Genomic DNA, 18370 nt, shown 5'->3' on the forward strand with positions numbered 1-18370 from the left:
CAAAGCACCTGATTTGCCTAACAAAGGCGTCGTTTTCAGTTTTTTTTGGATAGCCGTTCAATTTCAGGCACGGCGTTTGCGTTGAGATTGGCACCAAAGCCCCTGCACATGAAATCGGGGCCATACATAACAAGAAATCAGTGCCCGCCTGAGGCACACCCTGCATTTGTGTGAGGAGAAATCGCGATGACGTCGTACACCTCCGGGAACCCAACCCAGAACCGCACAGCCCCCCAGTCCATCGGGTTTCTCCTATTGGACAATTTCACCCTGATTTCCCTGGCGTCGGCCGTCGAGCCGCTGCGCATGGCCAACCAGCTGTCCGGCCGTGAGCTGTACCGCTGGCACACCCTCACCGCCGATGGTGGGCAGGTGTGGGCCAGCGATGGCTTGCAGATAACCCCTGACGCCGCCATGCACAGTGCGCCCCCCATTGATACCGTGATTGTCTGTGGCGGCGTGGGCATCCAGCGCAGCGTTACCCGCGAGCATGTCACCTGGTTGCAAACCCAGGCCCGCCAGTCGCGCCGTCTGGGCGCGGTATGCACCGGCAGTTGGGCCTTGGCCTGTGCCGGGCTGCTGGATGGTTTCGATTGCAGCGTGCACTGGGAATGCCTGGCGGCCATGCAGGAGGCCTACCCGCGGGTCAACATGAGTACCCGCCTGTTCACTCTCGACCGTAACCGCTTCACCAGCTCTGGCGGCACTGCGCCGCTGGACATGATGCTGCACCTGATCAGCCGCGACCACGGCCGTGAACTGTCGGCGGCGATCTCCGAAATGTTCGTCTACGAGCGCATCCGCAACGAGCAGGACCACCAGCGCGTGCCACTCAAGCACATGCTTGGCACCAACCAGCCGAAGCTGCAGGAAATCGTTGCGCTGATGGAGGCCAACCTCGAAGAGCCGATCGACCTGGACGAACTGGCGGTATACGTATCGGTATCGCGCCGGCAGCTCGAGCGCCTGTTCCAGAAGTACCTGCACTGTTCGCCGTCGCGTTACTACCTGAAGCTGCGCCTGATCCGCGCCCGGCAGCTGCTGAAGCAGACGCCGATGTCGATCATCGAAGTGGCGTCGGTGTGCGGCTTCGTGTCGACCCCGCACTTCTCCAAGTGCTACCGCGAGTACTTCGGCATTCCGCCGCGTGACGAGCGCGTGGGTTCCAACACTGCGCAGCAGGTGGCGATGATGCCGATCCCGCAGGCCATGACCCTGTCGCCGCACAGCGGGCCGATGGCGGCCCTGAGCCAGGCGCGCAACGAGTCGACCTTTGCCAGTGTAAGGCTCTGAAACAGCACTGGCCTCTTCGCGGGTAAACCCGCTCCCACAGGTACTGCACTGAATTCAAAAGCAGTGCAGTACCTGTGGGAGCGGGTTTACCCGCGAAGAGGCCAGTACAGGAAAACGAATCAGGCGCGCTTGTTGAACTGCGCCAACGCCGGCAACAGCTGTTTGTCGATGGCCTGGCGCACCGCCGGCAGGATCGTCGCACTGCCGGTATACATCTGCTCCACCATCCCCTTCAGCGCCCGTGCATTGGGCTCGGTCAGCCCGCGCACCACCGCTTCGCAGGCCTGCTCGGCAGTAGCCCCGGCCGGAATCTCAAACCCCCGCGCGCGCAGGTGGCCTGCCAGATCGTCCTGGTCAATCAAATCCGCATGCATCATGGCTGTTGTCCCTTTTATCGCTAAGAGAGTGCTGCTGTGATTTACGACCGATTCTGTGACGCTGGCGACATACCCGCAACAACAGAATGGCGCCATGGCTGCTTTGGCTAAGAACAGGTCGTTTCCGGCTAAATCCACCGTTCGGGAAGTGCGCACACTCAAGCCATCTACCGCAACGAAGGGTTTGGTCACCCACGTTAGTGCATGGATGTTGCTCGCTCTTGGCCCCGGATGCTCACGGCTTTCCGGGGTTATTTTTTTCAAGCCGGAATATATGACCTGTGGGAGCGGGCGTGCCCGCGAATGCGATGGTGGGTTTACCGCCGCATTCGCGGGCACGCCCGCTCCCACAGGTTATGTGCTTTTTCTCACTTTGCTGCAGGCAGGCCTATTACCCGGCCCACGAACTCGGCCGGCGGCAGATCCTGTTGCTGCTCCACCAAGCCTTGCAGCAACCCGACACTCTGCTCACTGAACGGCGCCGACTTCGGCCCCGCCAGGTCCACATGCAGCAGCATCTGCTCACTGGCTGCCAGCGCCTCGTCGAACCCCGCCCGGTGCAGGCTGTGGTAGACATGCAGGCGCTTGCGGTCGAAGCCGATGACCTGCGTCTGCACCCACACCTCAGTGCCCAGCTTCACTTCGTGCAGGTAGTTGATGTGCGCCTCCAGGGTGAACAGTGAATTACCGCTCTGCCCACGGCTGTCGGCATCCAGGCCGATGCGCTCCATCAGCGCATCGGTGGCATAGCTGAAGATCAGCAGGTAGAAGGCATCGCGCAGGTGCCCGTTGTAGTCGACCCAGTCCTCCTGGACCGGGGTGCGGTAGGTAATCAGTGCGGGCATCGCGGTCTCCTCAGTCGCCGAAAGCCATACCGTGGCTGGCCTTGCTGGTCTTCACCGCTTCCAGCACTGCCAGCAGGGTGTCATCACGATAGCGCTCCAGCGCGGCGATGCTGCGTTCGCCCAGTTGCTCCGCGGTGCCTTCGACCACATCGTCGATCAGCTTGTCGGTGAGCTCCGGGGCTGGCAGGTAGGTCCACGGCAGCTTCAGCGCCGGGCCGAACTGGGCCATGAAGTGGCGCATGCCTGCATCGCCACCGGCCAGGGTGTAGGTGAGGAAGGTGCCCATGAACGACCAGCGCAGGCCGGCGCCGAAGCGGATGGCATCGTCGATCTCGCCGGTGCTGGCCACGCCGTCGTTGACCAGGTGCAGGGCCTCGCGCCACAGAGCTTCGAGCAGGCGGTCGGCGATGAACCCGGGCACTTCCTTGCGCACGTGCAGCGGGCGCATGCCCAGGGCGGTGTAGATGGTCCTGGCAGCTTCGATGGCCTCCGGGGCGGTGCGGTTGCCGCCGACGATTTCCACCAGCGGCAGCAGGTACACCGGGTTGAACGGGTGGCCGACCACGCAGCGCTCGGGGTGGGTGGCCGACTCGTAGAATTCGCTGGGCAGCAGGCCCGAAGTGCTGGAGCCGATGATCGCGTCGGGTTTGGCGGCAGCGCTGATCTTTGCGTGCAGGTCGAGTTTCAGGTCCAGGCGCTCAGGTGCGCTTTCCTGGATGAAGTCGGCGTCGCGGACGCATTCCTCGATGGTGGCGACGAACTTCAGGCGGTCTTGTGATGCGCCCGGCGCCAGGCCTTGCTTCTCCAGCGCGGGCCAGGCGTTGGCGATGCGCTTGCGCAAGGCCTGCTCGGCGCCGGGTGCCGGGTCCCAGGCGACCACGTCCAGGCCGTGGGCCAGGGCGCGGGCGACCCAGCCGCTGCCGATCACGCCACTACCCAGGGCGGCGAAGGTCTTGATCTCGGTGATGAAGGTCATGTTGGTCTCCTGAAAGGATCAGCGGCGTTTGAGGTTCATCTTTTCCCGGCCCTCGGCCGGGGTCAGTACACGGGCGCCAAGACGCGAGATGATTTCCACCGCGCGCTCGACCAGTTGGCCGTTGCTGGCCAGTACGCCACGGTCCAGGTACAGGTTGTCCTCCAGGCCTACCCGCACGTTGCCGCCAAGCAACACGGCCTGTGCTGCCATTGGCATCTGCATGCGGCCGATGCCGAACCCGGCCCAGGTGACGTTGGCCGGCAGGTTGTCGACCATCGCCTTCATGGTGGTGGTATCGGCCGGCGCGCCCCACGGGATGCCCAGGCACAGTTGGAACAGCGGATCGTCCAGCAGGCCTTCCTTGATCATTTGCTTGGCGAACCACAGGTGGCCGGTGTCGAAGATTTCCAGTTCGGCTTTCACCCCCAGTTCAGTGATGCGCTTGGCGCCGGCGCGCAGTTGCGCCGGGGTGGAGACGTAGATCGAGTTGCCGTCGCCGAAGTTGAGGGTGCCGCAGTCGAGGGTGCAGATTTCCGGCAGCAGTGCTTCGACGTGTGCCAGGCGCTCCAGTGGGCCGATCAGGTCGGTGCCCGGGCCAAATTCCAGCGGTGTTTCACCCGGGCCGATTTCCAGGTCGCCACCCATGCCGGCGGTAAGGTTTACGATGATGTCCACGTCGGCTTCGCGGATGCGTTCCATGACTTCGCGATACAGCGCCACGTCGCGGCTGAAACGGCCGGTTTGCGGGTCGCGAACGTGGCAGTGGACCACAGTGGCGCCGGCCTTGGCGGCCTCTACGGCGGACTCGGCGATCTGCTTGGGGGTGACTGGAACAAGGTGGCTTTTCGAAGCGGTGTCGCCGGCGCCGGTGAGGGCGCAGGTGATGATGACGTCGTGGTTCATGGCGGGGTTCCTTGTGGTGTCTGGTGGCCTTTTCGCGGGTAAACCCGCTCCCACAGGGGACGATGTTGCCCCTGGCATGTGCATGACTTGTGGGAGCGGGTTTACCCGCGAATGGGTCGGATCAGTTGGCGCTGAGGTTGAGGTTGTCGGCAGCCGGCTTGCCATCGAAGGTGGTCACACCCTCCAGCCAGCGGGCCTTGTCCTCGGGGTGGTCCTTGAGCCACTGGCGGGCTGACTCCAGCGCATCCTTGTGGTCGAGCAGCGGCTGCATCATGCGGCTCTCGTCCTCGGCGCTGAAGTTCAGGTTGGCCAGCAGGCGGTGGGCGTTGGGGCAGCGTTCGGCGTAGTCCGGTGCGGTCACCGTCCACACTGTCGCGCGGCCTTCGTCAGGGCCCAGGGCATCCTGGCTGTCGCCCAGGTAGACCATGTCGATGTTCACGTTCATCGGGTGCGGCGCCCAGCCGAAGAACACCACGGCCTCGTTGCGCCGCACCGCGCGGTCGACGGCGGCGAGCATGCCGGCCTCGCTGGACTCGACCAGCTGGAACTTGCCCAGGCCGAACTGGTTCTTGGCGATCATCGCCTTGATCTGGGTGTTGGCGCCCGAACCTGGTTCGATGCCGTAGATCTTCCCGCCCAGTTCCTTTTCGAACTTGTGGATGTCGGCGAAGGTCTTCAGGCCCTTGTCGGCCAGGTACTTGGGCACCGCCAGGGTGGCGCGGGCGTCTTCCAGGCTGGGCTTGTCGAGCACCTTGACCTGCTTGGCGTCGACGAACGGGGTAATGGTCTGGGTCATGATCGGGTTCCAGTAACCCAGGAACATGTCCAGGCGCTTGTCGCGAATACCGGCGAAGATGATTTGCTGCGAAGCGCTGGTCTGCTTGGTCTGGTAGCCCAGCCCGTCGAGCAGCACCTGGGCCATGGCGCTGGTGGCGATGACGTCGGTCCAGTTGACCACGCCCAGACGGACGTTCTTGCAGGCCGCAGGCTCGGCGGCGAATAGTGGGGAAGCGGCGATGCTACTCAGAGCAAGGGTCAACAGGCTGCGGCGGATCAAGCTGTGCATGGTGGCTCTCCATCGGCAGTGCATATTGTTATTGGGGTTCGACCTCTCTGGGTCGTATGAAGAAGCTACGCTGCTGTCAGGGTGGAAAATCGCACCCTGGCGACCAACATTTGCACGGAGGCGACCACCTTTGCCGTGGAGCATGCAATGCCGCAAATCATTCACTTTCTGTTGTTGCCCGGGTTCTCGGCCATGGGTTTCATCAGTGCCCTGGAGCCACTGCGGGTGGCCAACCGCTTCAAGGGCCCGTTGTATCGCTGGCAGGTATTGAGCCTGGATGGCGGGGCGGTGCAGGCCAGCAATGGCATGTCGGTGAACGCCGACGCCGCACTGGCAGCGGGCGAACCTGGCGGCATCCTGCTGATCGTCGCCGGCTTCGAGCCACTGGCCTTTTACGGGCCGACGCTGCAGCAGGCGCTACGCCGCCTGGACCATGAGGGGGTGATTCTGGGTGGCATCGATACCGGCGCGGTGGTGCTGGCCGAGGCTGGCCTGCTCGACGGCCACCGCGCCACCGTGCACTGGGAGGCGCTGGAGGCGTTCAAGGAGAATTATCCGAGCCTGCAGGCGACCCAGGAGCTGTTCGAGATCGACCGGCGGCGCATCACCTGTGCCGGTGGCACCGCTTCGATCGACCTGATGCTCGATCTGATTGCCCAGGCCCACGGTAGTGAACTGGCGGTGCAGGTGTCGGAGCAGTTCGTGCTCGGACGTATCCGCCAGCGACAGGACCACCAGCGCATGCAGATCGCCAGCCGCTATGGCATCAGCAACAAGAAGCTGGTGAAGGTGATTGGCGAAATGGAGCGCAACACCGAGCAGCCGCTCAATACCCAGGTGCTGGCCGAAGCGGTGCAGGTGACCCGGCGCCAGCTGGAGCGGCTGTTTCGCGTGCACCTGGATGACACCCCCAGTGGGTTCTACTTGCGACTGCGCCTGGACAAGGCACGGCAGTTGTTGCGCCAGACCGACATGAGTGTGCTGGAGGTGGGGGTGGCGTGCGGGTTTGAGTCGGCTTCGTATTTTACCCGCTGCTACCGGGCACGGTACCAGCGTTGCCCGCGGGAGGACCGCTTGGCCCGGGTGGTTTGATTTCCCCCTGCACCGGCCTCTTCGCGGGCACCCCCGCTCCCACAGATTGCGCAGTACCTGTGGGAGCGGGGGTGCCCGCGAAGAGGCCGGTACAGGCTTACTGCTGGCCGATGGACTGCAGGTACTCCGAGCGGTCATCACTGCGCTGCGCCACGCAGGTATCCCACGCCGCCTCGAACGCCTTGCTCCCGGGCTTCTCGGCGTAGGTCTCGACCTTGCAGTCGGCATCGCGCAGCTGCGCCCACAGCTTCTCGGCCGCGTCCATGCGCCCGACCAGCGCACTGGCCTGGTCGCTTTCATCGGCATACTGGTCGCGGATGCGCTGGATCAGTTCGTCATACGCCGCTTTCAGCTCGCGCTCGGCGGTCTGCTTGTTGAACGCAGCGCAGGCGTAGGTCTGCTGGTCGGTCTCGACGTTGTCGCACGGGGTGCTTTCTTCCTCGCCGGCCTGGGCGCCCGATACGACAGCCAGCAGTACCAGCCATGCCATTGATTTCATCCGTTTTCTCCTCAACAGGCTGACCAATCGCTGGGATTCTCGCTCAGCCGACGGCAAGGCGGTAGCTCCCTGACGAAATGTTCATAAAGCCGCCGGAAACGTCGTTATCGAGACTGTCTCTCATCGCCAGACACCGCGCCAGAAGGCCTGTTGTCGCGCATTGACGCTTTCGGCAAACCCCCTGTCGTTTTTGCATCGGGGCGCCTTTGGGCACAGGCATATGCTGGCCCCAAAGCGCCGGCAATAAGGTTTGGCGCAAACCCATTCAATAAAAGGGGACAGCCTGATGAGCCCAGCCGAACTTCACGCCGACAGTATCGTCATCGACGGCCTGATCATTGCCAAATGGAACCGCGAGCTGTTCGAGGACATGCGCAAAGGCGGGCTGACTGCGGCCAACTGCACGGTGTCGGTCTGGGAAGGCTTCAAGGCGACCGTCGACAACATCGCTGCCAGCCAGAAGCTGATCCGCGAAAACAGCGACCTGGTGATGCCGGTGCGCACCACCGCCGACATCCGCAAGGCCAAGGAGCTGGGCAAGACCGGCATCCTCTTCGGCTTCCAGAACGCCCATGCGTTTGAAGACCAGATCGCCTACGTCGACGTGTTCAAGCAGTTGGGCGTGGGCATCGTGCAGATGTGCTACAACACCCAGAACCTGGTCGGCACCGGTTGCTACGAGCGTGATGGCGGCCTGTCGGGCTTCGGGCGCGAGATCGTCGCCGAAATGAACCGTGTCGGCATCATGTGCGACCTGTCCCACGTCGGCTCCAAGACTTCCGAAGAAGTCATCCTCGAGTCGAAAAAGCCGGTCTGCTACTCGCACTGCCTGCCGTCGGGCCTGAAAGAGCACCCGCGCAACAAGTCGGACGAAGAGCTGAAGTTCATCGCCGACCACGGTGGCTTCGTCGGCGTGACCATGTTCGCGCCGTTCCTGGCCAAGGGCATCGACTCGACCATCGACGACTACGCCGAAGCCATCGAGTACACCATGAACATCGTCGGTGAAGACGCCATCGGTATCGGTACCGACTTCACCCAGGGCCACGGCCAGGACTTCTTCGAGTACCTGACCCACGACAAGGGTTACGCCCGTCGCCTGACCAACTTCGGCAAGATCATCAACCCGCTGGGCATCCGCACCGTGGGCGAATTCCCCAACCTCACCGAAACCTTGCTCAAGCGCGGCCACTCCGAGCGCGTGGTGCGCAAGATCATGGGCGAGAACTGGGTCAACGTCCTCAAGGACGTGTGGGGCGAGTAAGCCGCTCTCCAAGCCTGAAAGCCCCTGCCAGCAACGCCGGGGCATCCCGATAAAAAATTTTATGGAGTTGAGTTTCCATGGCCAAGATCGCCCCGCAATTGCCAATCGAAGTCGACAGCGAGACCGGTGTCTGGACCAGCGACGCCCTGCCGATGCTGTATGTGCCACGCCATTTCTTCGTCAACAACCACATGGGCATCGAAGAAGTCCTGGGCGCTGACAAGTACGCCGAGATCCTCTACAAGGCCGGCTACAAGTCCGCCTGGCACTGGTGTGAAAAAGAAGCCGAGTGCCATGGCCTGGAAGGCGTGGCGGTGTTCGAGCACTACATGAAGCGCCTGAGCCAGCGCGGCTGGGGCCTGTTCGAAATCCAGGACATCGACCTCGACAAGGGCACCTGCAGCGTCAAGCTCAAGCACTCCGCGTTCGTGTACGTCTATGGCAAGTGCGGTCGCAAGGTCGACTACATGTTCACCGGCTGGTTCGCCGGCGCCATGGACCAGATTCTCGCTGCCCGCGGCAGCTCGATCCGCACCGTGGCCGAACAGGTCTATGGCGGGTCGGAAGAAGGCCACGAAGATGGCCTGTTCGTCGTCAAGCCGTTGTAAGCCGGAGATAGCGTCATGGCATTCGAAGCAATGTTCCAGCCGATCCAGATCGGCAAACTGACCATCCGCAACCGTGTGCTCAGCACCGCGCACGCCGAGGTCTACGCCACTGACGGCGGCATGACGACCGACCGCTACGTGAAGTACTACGAAGAAAAGGCCAAGGGCGGTATCGGCCTGGCGATCTGCGGCGGCTCGTCGGTGGTGGCCATCGACAGCCCGCAGGAATGGTGGTCGTCGGTCAACCTGTCGACCGATCGCATCATCCCGCACTTCCAGAACCTGGCCGACGCCATGCACAAGCATGGCGCCAAGATCATGATCCAGATTACCCACATGGGCCGTCGCTCGCGCTGGGACGGCTTCAACTGGCCGACCCTGATGTCGCCGTCGGGTATCCGTGAGCCCGTGCACCGCGCCACCTGCAAGACCATCGAGGTGGAAGAGATCTGGCGCGTGATCGGCAACTACGCGCAAGCTGCCCGCCGCGCCAAAGAAGGCGGCCTGGACGGCGTGGAACTGTCGGCCGTGCACCAGCACATGATCGACCAGTTCTGGAGCCCGCGTGTAAACAAACGTACCGACGAATGGGGCGGCACCTTCGAAGGCCGCATGAAGTTCGGCCTGGAAGTATTGAAAGCCGTGCGTGCCGAAGTCGGTGACGACTTCTGCGTGGGCATGCGTATCTGTGGTGACGAGTTCCACCCCGATGGCCTCAGCCACGAGGATATGAAGCAGATCGCCGCCTACTACGACGCCACCGGCATGATCGATTTCATCGGCGTGGTCGGCTCGGGTTGCGACACCCACAACACCCTGGCCAACGTCATCCCCAACATGAGCTACCCGCCGGAGCCGTTCCTGCACCTGGCCGCCGGCATCAAGGAAGTGGTCAAGGTCCCGGTGCTGCACGCGCAGAACATCAAGGACCCGAACCAGGCCACGCGCATCCTGGAAGGCGGCTATGTCGACATGGTCGGCATGACCCGTGCACACATCGCCGACCCGCACCTGATCGCCAAGATCAAGATGGGCCAGGTCGACCAGATCAAGCAGTGCGTCGGTGCCAACTACTGCATCGACCGCCAGTACCAGGGCCTGGATGTGCTGTGCATCCAGAACGCCGCGACCTCCCGCGAATACATGGGGGTGCCGCACATCATCGAGAAGACCACCGGGCCCAAGCGCAAGGTCGTCGTCGTTGGCGCCGGCCCTGCCGGTATGGAAGCGGCCCGCGTGGCTGCCGAGCGCGGCCACGACGTGACCGTGTTCGAGAAGAAGGACCAGATCGGCGGGCAGATCACCATCGCCGCCAAGGCGCCGCAGCGCGACCAGATCGCCGGTATCACTCGCTGGTACCAGCTGGAGTTCGCGCGCCTGAAGATCGACCTGCGCCTGGGCACCGCCGCTGACGTGGCAACCATCCAGGACCTGCGCCCGGACATCATCGTACTGGCGGTGGGTGGGCATTCGTTCCTGGAGCAGAACGAGCACTGGGGCGCCGCCGAAGGGCTGGTGGTCAGCAGCTGGGACGTGCTCGACGGCAAGGTTGCGCCGGGCAAGAACGTGCTGGTGTACGACACCATCTGCGAGTTCACCGGCATGTCGGTGGCCGACTTCATCGCGGACAAAGGCAGCCAGGTCGAGATCGTCACCGACGACATCAAGCCGGGCGTGGCCATGGGCGGTACCACCTTCCCGACCTACTACCGCAGCATGTACCCGAAAGAAGTGATCATGACCGGCGACATGATGCTGGAAAAGGTCTACCGCGAAGGCGACAAGCTGGTGGCGGTGCTGGAGAACGAATACACCGGCGCCAAGGAAGAGCGCGTGGTCGACCAGGTGGTGGTGGAGAACGGCGTGCGTCCTGACGAGCAGCTGTACTACGCGCTGAAGGAAGGTTCGCGCAACAAAGGCCAGATCGACGTGGAGGCGCTGTTCGCCATCAAGCCACAGCCGATCCTCAGCCAGCCGGGCGAAGGCTACCTGCTGTACCGCATCGGCGACTGCGTGGCCCAGCGCAACGTGCATGCGGCGATCTACGACGCCTTGCGCCTGTGCAAGGACTTCTGATCGCACTGGCATGAACACCGCCCCCGAGGGCGGGATTGGCCCCCTGTGGGAGCGGGTTTACCCGCGAATGCGTCAGCACTGACAACACCGTTGCCTGACCGGACGCATTCGCGGGTGAACCCGCTCCCACAGGGTCCGCGCCGCGCTTGAGAGTGGCGCAAGAATCCAGCTGTTGTGGGAGCCTCCCATGTTGAACACCCTTCTACCCATCCTGCTGTTCGCTGCCCTTGGCCTGGCGGTGCTCGGCGCCCTGCGCCGGGTGCGCATGTGGCGGCGTGGCCGGCCGTCCAAGGTCAACCTGATCGGCGGCCTGCTGGCCATGCCGCGCCGCTACCTGGTGGACCTGCACCATGTGGTCGAGCGCGACAAGTACATGTCCAAGACCCACGTGGCCACCGCAGGCGGCTTCGTGCTGTCGGCCGTGTTGGCCATCCTGGTACACGGCTTCGGCCTGCAGAGCAAGATCCTCGGCTATGCGTTGCTGGTGGCCACGGTAATCATGTTCAGCGGCGCCATCTTTGTCTTCAAACGCCGCCTCAACCCGCCTTCGCGCCTGTCCAAGGGCCCGTGGATGCGCCTGCCGAAAAGCCTGTTGGCGTTCGCCGCAAGCTTCTTCATCGCCACCTTGCCGGTCGCCGGCATCCTGCCGGCCAATACCGGTGGCTGGGTGATGGTCGGTATTCTCGGCCTGGGCGTGCTGTGGGGCGTGTCGGAGCTGTTCTTCGGCATGACCTGGGGCGGCCCGATGAAACACGCCTTCGCCGGTGCCCTGCACCTGGCCTGGCACCGCCGCGCCGAACGCTTCGGCGGCGGCCGCTCCACCGGCCTCAAGCCGCTGGACCTGGAAGACCCGAATGCGCCGCTGGGCGTGGAAAAGCCGGTGGACTTCACCTGGAACCAGCTGCTGGGCTTCGATGCCTGCGTGCAGTGCGGTAAATGTGAAGCCATGTGCCCGGCCTTTGCCGCCGGCCAGCCGCTGAACCCGAAAAAGCTCATCCAGGACATGGTTATCGGCCTGGCCGGTGGTACCGACGCGCAGTTCGCCGGCAGCCCTTACCCGGGCAAACCGATCGGTGAACACGGCGGCCACCCGCACCAGCCGATCGTCAATGGCCTGGTCGACGCCGAAACGCTGTGGTCGTGCACCACCTGCCGTGCCTGCGTCGAGGAATGCCCGATGATGATCGAGCACGTCGATGCCATCGTCGACATGCGCCGTCACCTCACCCTGGAAAAAGGCGCTACCCCGAACAAGGGCGCCGAAGTGCTGGACAACCTGATCGCCACCGACAACCCGGGCGGTTTCGCTCCTGGTGGCCGCATGAACTGGGCCGCCGACCTCAACCTGCAACTGCTGTCGGAGGTGAAAACCACCGAGGTGTTGTTCTGGGTCGGTGACGGTGCCTTCGACATGCGCAACCAGCGCACCCTGCGCGCGTTCGTCAAAGTGCTCAAGGCTTCGGGCGTGGACTTTGCCGTGCTCGGCCTGGAAGAACGCGACAGCGGCGACGTGGCACGCCGCCTGGGCGACGAGGCGACCTTCCAGCAATTGGCCAAACGCAATATCCAGACCCTGGCCAAGTACAAGTTCCAGCGCATCGTCACCTGCGACCCGCACAGCTTCCATGTGCTGAAGAACGAGTACGGCGCCCTGGGCGGCGACTACCAGGTGCAGCACCACAGCACCTACATCGCCGAACTGATCGCGGCCAACAAGCTCAACCTCGGCCAGCACAAGGGTGGCAGCGTCACCTACCACGACCCGTGCTACCTGGGCCGTTACAACGGCGAGTACGAAGCCCCGCGCGAAGTGCTCAAGGCGCTGGGTATCGAAGTGCGCGAGATGCAGCGCTCGGGCTTCCGTTCCCGTTGCTGCGGTGGTGGCGGCGGTGCGCCGATCACCGACATCCCTGGCAAGCAGCGTATACCGGACATGCGCATGGACGACATCCGCGAGACCGAGGCCGAGCTGGTAGCCGTGGGGTGCCCGCAGTGCACCGCCATGCTCGAAGGTGTCGTCGAACCGCGCCCACAGATCAAGGACCTGGCCGAACTGGTGGCCGACGTGCTGATCGAAGAGGACGCGCCCTCTGCCCCAAAGCCGCAAACGGCCAAACGTGAACCTGCGGAGGTGCACTGATGAGCGACATTATCCGCCGCGACCCACGCGCCGAGTGGATCGCCCGTAACCGTCTGCACCCGCTGCATGCAGCGATGCAGACGCAACAGACCAGCTGGATGGGGCCCAACGGCCTCATCCGCAAGAACCCCCATGCGATCGCTGCAGGCTTCATCGGCCCGGCCGGCATCAAGCGCATCGACCGCAGCGGCGCCCAGCAGGGCACCGCTGTGGGCGGGCGGCGCACGGCGGCGGCCGAGGTCAAGCTGCCGCTGCACCAGGTGCCGGCGCCGGCGTTCTACATTGCCGTGGTGCCGGACATGGTCGGCGGCCGCCTGAGCAGCCACGACCGCGACCTGCTCGGCCTGGCCCACAGCCTGGCCGGCAGCGACGGTGCGGTGCTGGCGGTGGTGTTTGGCGAGCACAAGGAAAGCAACTTTTCCACAGCCGGGGTCGACCGCCTGCTGGTCATCGAGGGCGAGGCTTTCGAAGGTTATGCACCGGAGCAACTGGTACAAGGCCTGCGGGCTGTTGATAACCAGTTCACCCCGCGCCACTGGCTGCTACCAGACAGCCGCACCGGTGGCGGCGAACTGGGCCGGCGCCTGGGCGCGGCACTGGGCGAGCGCCCGGCGACGCGGGTATGGCAGGTCAAGGACGGCCAGTGCATCGGCCGTGCCGGTGCCGGCCAGCAAGACCTGCAGCGCGCCGTACCACGCCTGATCCTGGCGGCGGGCGAGTGCGCCGAGCCGGTCAGCGAAACCCGTCACGAAGCCTTGCCTGTGGAGTTGTCCACAAGCGTGGCGCGCAGCCTGTCGCGCATCGAAGACCTCGGCTCGGTGGCCGTGGACCCGGCCGCCATTGCCATGGCCGAGGCCGAATTCATCGTCTCGGGCGGCAACGGCGTCAAGGACTGGGACCTGTATCACAAGGCCACAGCCGCCCTCGGCGCAACCGAAGGCGCCTCGCGGGTGGCGGTGGACGACGGCTTCATGCCGCGCAACCGCCAGGTGGGTGCTACTGGTACCTGGGTCACTGCGCGGGTCTACGTGGCTGTGGGTATCTCGGGCGCGATCCAGCACCTGCAGGGCATCGGCGCCTGCGACAAGGTGGTGGCGATCAACATGGACCCGGGCTGCGACATGATCAAACGGGCCGACCTGTCGGTGATTGGCGACAGCTCGGCGATTCTCAAGGCACTGATCGAGGCTGTGGACAACTACCGCAGCGGCGGCCAGCGCGACGCGGCATAAGGGCACGAGCATGAGTACGAAAGTGATCAGCCTGGTTTCCATCGGTGCCCACCCCAGCTCCGGTCGCGCCCGCCGCGCCGAGCAGGATGCCCGTGCCGTGGAGTTGGGTTTGCAGCTGGCTGGGGATAACTTGCAGGTGGTGCATGCTGGTGACCCACGGGAAGAGGCGCTGCGTGCCTACCTGGGCATGGGCCTGGACCATCTGGATGTGCTGGAGCAACCGGCCGGTGCCGATGTGCTGGGCGTGCTCGGGGATTACCTGCGCGACGCCGGGGCACAGCTGGTGCTGACCGGCAGCCAGGCCGAGACTGGCGAGGGGTCGGGCATGTTGCCGTTCCTGCTGGCCGAAAAGCTCGGCTGGCCGTTGATTGTGGGGCTGGCCGAAGTGGAATCGATCGACAACGGCACCGCCCAGGTGCTGCAGGCTTTGCCGCGTGGTCAGCGGCGTCGGCTGAAAGTGCGCCTGCCGCTGCTGGCGACTGTGGATAACGCAGCGCCCAAGCCGCGCCAGAGTGCTTTCGGGCCGGCGCGTCGGGGTGTACTGGCGGCGCGCAACGTGGCCATCGTCGAAGACGAACTGCTGGCCGAAGCCGAACTGCAACCGGCCCGCCCACGGCCCAAGCGGCTGAAGGTGATCAAGGCCAAGAGCGGCGCCGACCGGATGAAGGCGGCAACCGCCAAGGCCAGTGGGGGCGGTGGCAAGGTGCTGAAGGATGTTTCGCCCCAGGAAGGCGCCGAGGCCATCCTCAAGCTGCTGGTGGAAGAGGGCGTGCTGCGCTGAAACCTTACGCGGTCCCCGTGTAGGAGCGGCCTTGTGTCGCGATGGGCCGCAGCGCGGCCCGAGGATCTCGAGTCCGATTCAAGATTGCCGGGGCTGCTACGCAGCCCATCGCCGGCAAGCCACCTCCCACAGGTACAGCGCAGCCTCAATAGCTGCAAGGTCCCTGTAGGAGCAGCCTTGTGCTGCGAAGAGGCCCGTACTGACAATGCCTATCTGTTGCTCATACCGGGCTCTTCGCAGCACTAGGTTGCTCCTGCAAGGGTGTTCCAGCTGCAGCCGGAAAGTTTTGCCCACCAAATCTGTTCGCCAAGGTGTGGATAAAGTGTTGGCGCATGTCTACAGCCCTTGTATTACGTGGCCTTCAAGGTTTTGATCAAAAAACGATCAGGCATTCTCCCAGCCTTCGCATGCGTGCGCGTCAGCCTCCTCCTGATTTTGCCCACAATCGCTGTTAGCCGGTCTGTGGATAATCTGTTCGGTAGCGCCTGTAAGCCCCGTAGTTAAAGGCTTTCATAGAATTGTTCAAAAAATGATCAAATCCGACTGAAGCCTTCCTAATCCCCGATAATCAGGGCCTTGAGTCGTTTATCCACAAATCGATTGGAAAAATTTCATCGGTTGCTCACAAAGTCTGTTGGCGTCTCTGTGGACAAAGTGTGTGCAGAGGCCGCCGAGCCATTATCAGCAAGACTTTCAATGGCTTGGTCAAAAAACGTTCGATTTGGGCTAGAAGGAGACGGGGGAGCGCCGGACAACATTTTCCACAGGGGCTGTGTATAACCTTGGGATAAATCACCGCTACCTGTCATTTATGCCAGTTTCATCTCGATTTCAATGCTCTTAGGATCGAGGCAGCCCCTTTGGAGATCCTGCCTATGAATCTGGTGCATTTACTGGCCATCGACTTGCAGAGCTCTGTCCTGAACGAGTCAGACAGCGTCGGTAGGGTTTACACACCCTACGGGTGTTCCGCTATCCAGGGTGGGCCGATGAGTGCGTTCTGTGGCGAGCCGAAAGATCCGCTGACAGGCTGCTATCACCTGGGTAACGGTTATCGCCAGTTCAATCCGATGCTCATGCGTTTTCACTCGGCAGATGCATTCAGCCCGTTCGGTGAAGGCGGCCTCAATGTGTACATGTATTGTGCAGCCGATCCGGTGAACCGCCACGATCCCAGTGGCGCTATCCCTTTTTGGCTGCCACAGGTGCAGCGCGCTCTGACAGCAACGTTGCATGTGGTTTCGCCGGTGGCGCTCATGGTCGGCCCAACCCCTAAAGGGAGGCTTGCGATAAATGCCTCGCGGACGGCATTAATGGGGTCTGCCACCAGCGCCGTAGGGGCTGGACTCGGCCTTGCCGGAGTTGCCGCAGCTCCCTACGTCTCTGCCGCTGGGACCGGGCTGCTGCTGACGGGTGCGGGCACCCGCCTGGTAAAGGCACTTTGGGATAATCGATCGAGGCTCTGGCACGGCGTCAAGAAAAATGTCAGATCGAATCTCAGAACGATTTTCCAGGGGCGAATTAAGAAGAAAAAGTCCAAGAGAACGCCGCCGAGCAGTCCGAAAAAGGATTCGGTACATTCGGTTTATGTGATCGATAGTGAGAGGGGCTCCTTGCCGAATGCTCCAGATGACGGATCTCTACCAGCGGCGATTGGCGCGAACATCCGGGGAGCAAAGGGAGGAGGTCCAAGCCTGTGATTCACCCACAGGCTTGGTTGGCGCGTATCACTGCGCCTGCACTTCCTTCAGATATGCCGCCGGCTCCGCCCCCAGGTTGTTCAGCAGCCGCTGGCTGTACCAGTCAATGAAGTTGACCACGCCAAACTCGTAGGTCTTCGAGTACGGCCCTGGCTGGTAGGCGGTGGAGTTGATACCACGCTGGTTCTCTTCGGCCAGGCGACGGTCCTGGTCGTTGGTGGCGTCCCACACTTTGCGCATGCGTTCCGGGTCGTAATCGACACCTTCCACGGCATCCTTGTGCACCAGCCACTTGGTGGTGACCATGGTTTCCTGGGCGCTGATCGGCCACACGGTGAACACGATCATGTGGTCGCCCATGCAGTGGTTCCACGAGTGCGGCAGGTGCAGGATACGCATCGAACCCAAGTCCGGGTTCTTGATACGGCCCATCAGCTTCTGGCAGGCCTGCTTGCCGTCCATGGTCATCGACACGGTGCCTTTGAGCAGCGGCATGCGCACGATGCGGTTACGCAGGCCGTGGCTCTTGTGCAGGTACGGGATTTTCTCGGCTTCCCAGGCGGCAGCGGAGGCGGCCACGTGGTCCTTGAATTCCTGGCTGGCGCGTGGGTCGTTGGTGTCGTCCCATTCCAGCAGGGTTTGCAGCAGCTCCGGGTGCGAACCGTTGCAGTGGTAGCACTCGCGGTTGTTTTCCAGCACCAGCTTCCAGTTGGCCTTTTCCATCAAGGTGGTTTGCACCGCCACCTTGGTGTTCTCCATGTCGTACGGTTCCATGTAGTGGTCCAGGGTAGCCAGGAACTCGTCGATGGCCGGCGGGTTTTCCGCCAGGCTGATGAAAATGTAGCCACCAGCGACCTTAACGTTCACCGGCTTCAGGCCGTACTGGTTCATGTCGAAGTCGGCACCCATTTCGGTACCGGCGAACAGCAGGCGACCGTCCAGTTCGTAGGTCCACTGGTGGTACGGGCAGACCAGCTTGGCCACCTTGCCCTTGTCGCTGACGCACAGACGCGAACCACGGTGGCGGCAGACGTTGTGGAAGGCATGCACTTTACCTTCGGCGCCACGCACCACGATGATCGGGTTCTTGCCGATCTGCAGGGTGATGTAGTTGCCCTTGGCCGGGATCTCGCAGGTCATGCCGGCGATCAGCCACTCCTTGTGGAAGATCTCCTGCATGTCGATCTGGAACAGACGCTCGTCGTTGTAGAAAGGCTGGGGCAGCGAGTAGGTGCGCTCGCGGGTCTGCAGCATCTCGGCGGTGGCCTTGCGTGCAGGTTCCAGTGGATCGCCCAGGCTCAGGGTTGCGGTGACGTCCATCGTGTATTCCTCGGGGCCGTGTGCGGCCGGCAAAAGGTGGCTAATCGTTGTTGTGGTGCCGCAAGGCTGCTCATCAAGAAACAGCTAGTTGTTTTGCCGTGGAGTGTGCGTCCGAAGGCGCCATGAACCGTATCCATGGGCGACATGGCCGATTTGAATTACGACGCGCCAGCCCTTGCAGCACGGGGCTGGTCGCGA

Annotated in this window: 16 protein-coding genes; 9 read left to right on the top strand and 7 right to left on the bottom strand. The window is 63.1% G+C overall.

Going from position 1 to position 18370, the window contains the following annotated elements; genetic code table 11:
• Positions 1-186: 186 nt before the first annotated feature.
• Positions 187-1293, top strand: a complete 1107-nt coding sequence (locus A4C63_RS21595; protein ID WP_025337376.1) for a GlxA family transcriptional regulator — start codon at positions 187-189, stop codon at positions 1291-1293.
• A 119-nt stretch (positions 1294-1412) separates the two neighbouring features.
• Here the strand turns inward: A4C63_RS21595 and A4C63_RS21600 are convergent, their stop codons facing one another.
• The 5 genes from A4C63_RS21600 to choX form a co-directional block, all read right to left on the bottom strand.
• Complete coding sequence (locus A4C63_RS21600; protein ID WP_046614493.1) at positions 1413-1670, bottom strand: hypothetical protein; 258 nt, start codon at positions 1668-1670, stop codon at positions 1413-1415.
• A 368-nt stretch (positions 1671-2038) separates the two neighbouring features.
• Positions 2039-2515, bottom strand: coding sequence for a thioesterase family protein (locus A4C63_RS21605; protein ID WP_063914501.1), 477 nt, complete (start codon positions 2513-2515; stop codon positions 2039-2041).
• A gap of 10 nt (positions 2516-2525) precedes the next feature.
• Entirely contained in the window at positions 2526-3491 is a 966-nt protein-coding gene (locus A4C63_RS21610; protein WP_063914502.1) for an L-carnitine dehydrogenase, read from the bottom strand.
• A gap of 18 nt (positions 3492-3509) precedes the next feature.
• Positions 3510-4394 (bottom strand): 3-keto-5-aminohexanoate cleavage protein, encoded by an 885-nt coding sequence (locus A4C63_RS21615; RefSeq protein ID WP_063914503.1) that lies wholly within the window; start codon positions 4392-4394, stop codon positions 3510-3512.
• Between the two features lie 121 nt (positions 4395-4515).
• Positions 4516-5460: a choline ABC transporter substrate-binding protein gene (gene choX / locus A4C63_RS21620; RefSeq protein ID WP_063914504.1), complete on the bottom strand. Its 945-nt coding sequence runs from the start codon at positions 5458-5460 to the stop codon at positions 4516-4518.
• 147 nt (positions 5461-5607) lie between these two features.
• Here choX and A4C63_RS21625 point away from each other — a divergent pair, with 147 nt between their 5' ends.
• The gene (locus A4C63_RS21625; RefSeq protein WP_063914505.1) at positions 5608-6552 is read left to right on the top strand and encodes a GlxA family transcriptional regulator; all 945 of its coding nucleotides are present in this window, start codon (positions 5608-5610) and stop codon (positions 6550-6552) included.
• Between the two features lie 97 nt (positions 6553-6649).
• Here the strand turns inward: A4C63_RS21625 and A4C63_RS21630 are convergent, their stop codons facing one another.
• Positions 6650-7051, bottom strand: a complete 402-nt coding sequence (locus A4C63_RS21630; RefSeq protein WP_063914506.1) for a lysozyme inhibitor LprI family protein — start codon at positions 7049-7051, stop codon at positions 6650-6652.
• Between the two features lie 286 nt (positions 7052-7337).
• On the opposite strand from A4C63_RS21630, the gene A4C63_RS21635 reads away from it, so the two are divergent.
• From A4C63_RS21635 to A4C63_RS26020, 7 genes are all read left to right on the top strand, one after another.
• Positions 7338-8315 carry a dipeptidase gene (locus A4C63_RS21635; protein ID WP_023382781.1) on the top strand — a complete coding sequence of 326 codons (978 nt, stop codon included), beginning with the start codon at positions 7338-7340 and terminating at the stop codon, positions 8313-8315.
• Positions 8316-8392: 77 nt separating this feature from the next.
• Entirely contained in the window at positions 8393-8923 is a 531-nt protein-coding gene (locus A4C63_RS21640) for a DUF5943 domain-containing protein (protein WP_046614486.1), read from the top strand.
• Positions 8924-8938: 15 nt separating this feature from the next.
• Entirely contained in the window at positions 8939-10999 is a 2061-nt protein-coding gene (dgcA, locus tag A4C63_RS21645; protein WP_063914507.1) for a dimethylglycine demethylation protein DgcA, read from the top strand.
• 187 nt (positions 11000-11186) lie between these two features.
• Positions 11187-13139: a dimethylglycine demethylation protein DgcB gene (gene dgcB, locus A4C63_RS21650; RefSeq protein WP_063914508.1), complete on the top strand. Its 1953-nt coding sequence runs from the start codon at positions 11187-11189 to the stop codon at positions 13137-13139.
• On the top strand, positions 13139-14371 hold the full coding sequence (locus A4C63_RS21655; protein WP_063914509.1) for an electron transfer flavoprotein subunit alpha/FixB family protein: 1233 nt from the start codon (positions 13139-13141) through the stop codon (positions 14369-14371). The genes dgcB and A4C63_RS21655 overlap by 1 nt, the downstream gene beginning before the upstream one ends.
• 10 nt (positions 14372-14381) lie before the next feature.
• Positions 14382-15152: an electron transfer flavoprotein subunit beta gene (locus A4C63_RS21660; protein WP_003257512.1), complete on the top strand. Its 771-nt coding sequence runs from the start codon at positions 14382-14384 to the stop codon at positions 15150-15152.
• Positions 15153-16027: 875 nt separating this feature from the next.
• Positions 16028-16852: an RHS repeat-associated core domain-containing protein gene (locus tag A4C63_RS26020; RefSeq protein WP_082888391.1), complete on the top strand. Its 825-nt coding sequence runs from the start codon at positions 16028-16030 to the stop codon at positions 16850-16852.
• A 27-nt stretch (positions 16853-16879) separates the two neighbouring features.
• Here the strand turns inward: A4C63_RS26020 and gbcA are convergent, their stop codons facing one another.
• Complete coding sequence (gene gbcA, locus A4C63_RS21665; protein WP_063914510.1) at positions 16880-18172, bottom strand: glycine-betaine demethylase subunit GbcA; 1293 nt, start codon at positions 18170-18172, stop codon at positions 16880-16882.
• Between the last annotated feature and the right edge of the window lie 198 nt (positions 18173-18370).

Origin of the sequence: Pseudomonas sp. p21, assembly GCF_001642705.1 — a bacterium.
In the GTDB taxonomy this organism is placed as follows: domain Bacteria; phylum Pseudomonadota; class Gammaproteobacteria; order Pseudomonadales; family Pseudomonadaceae; genus Aquipseudomonas.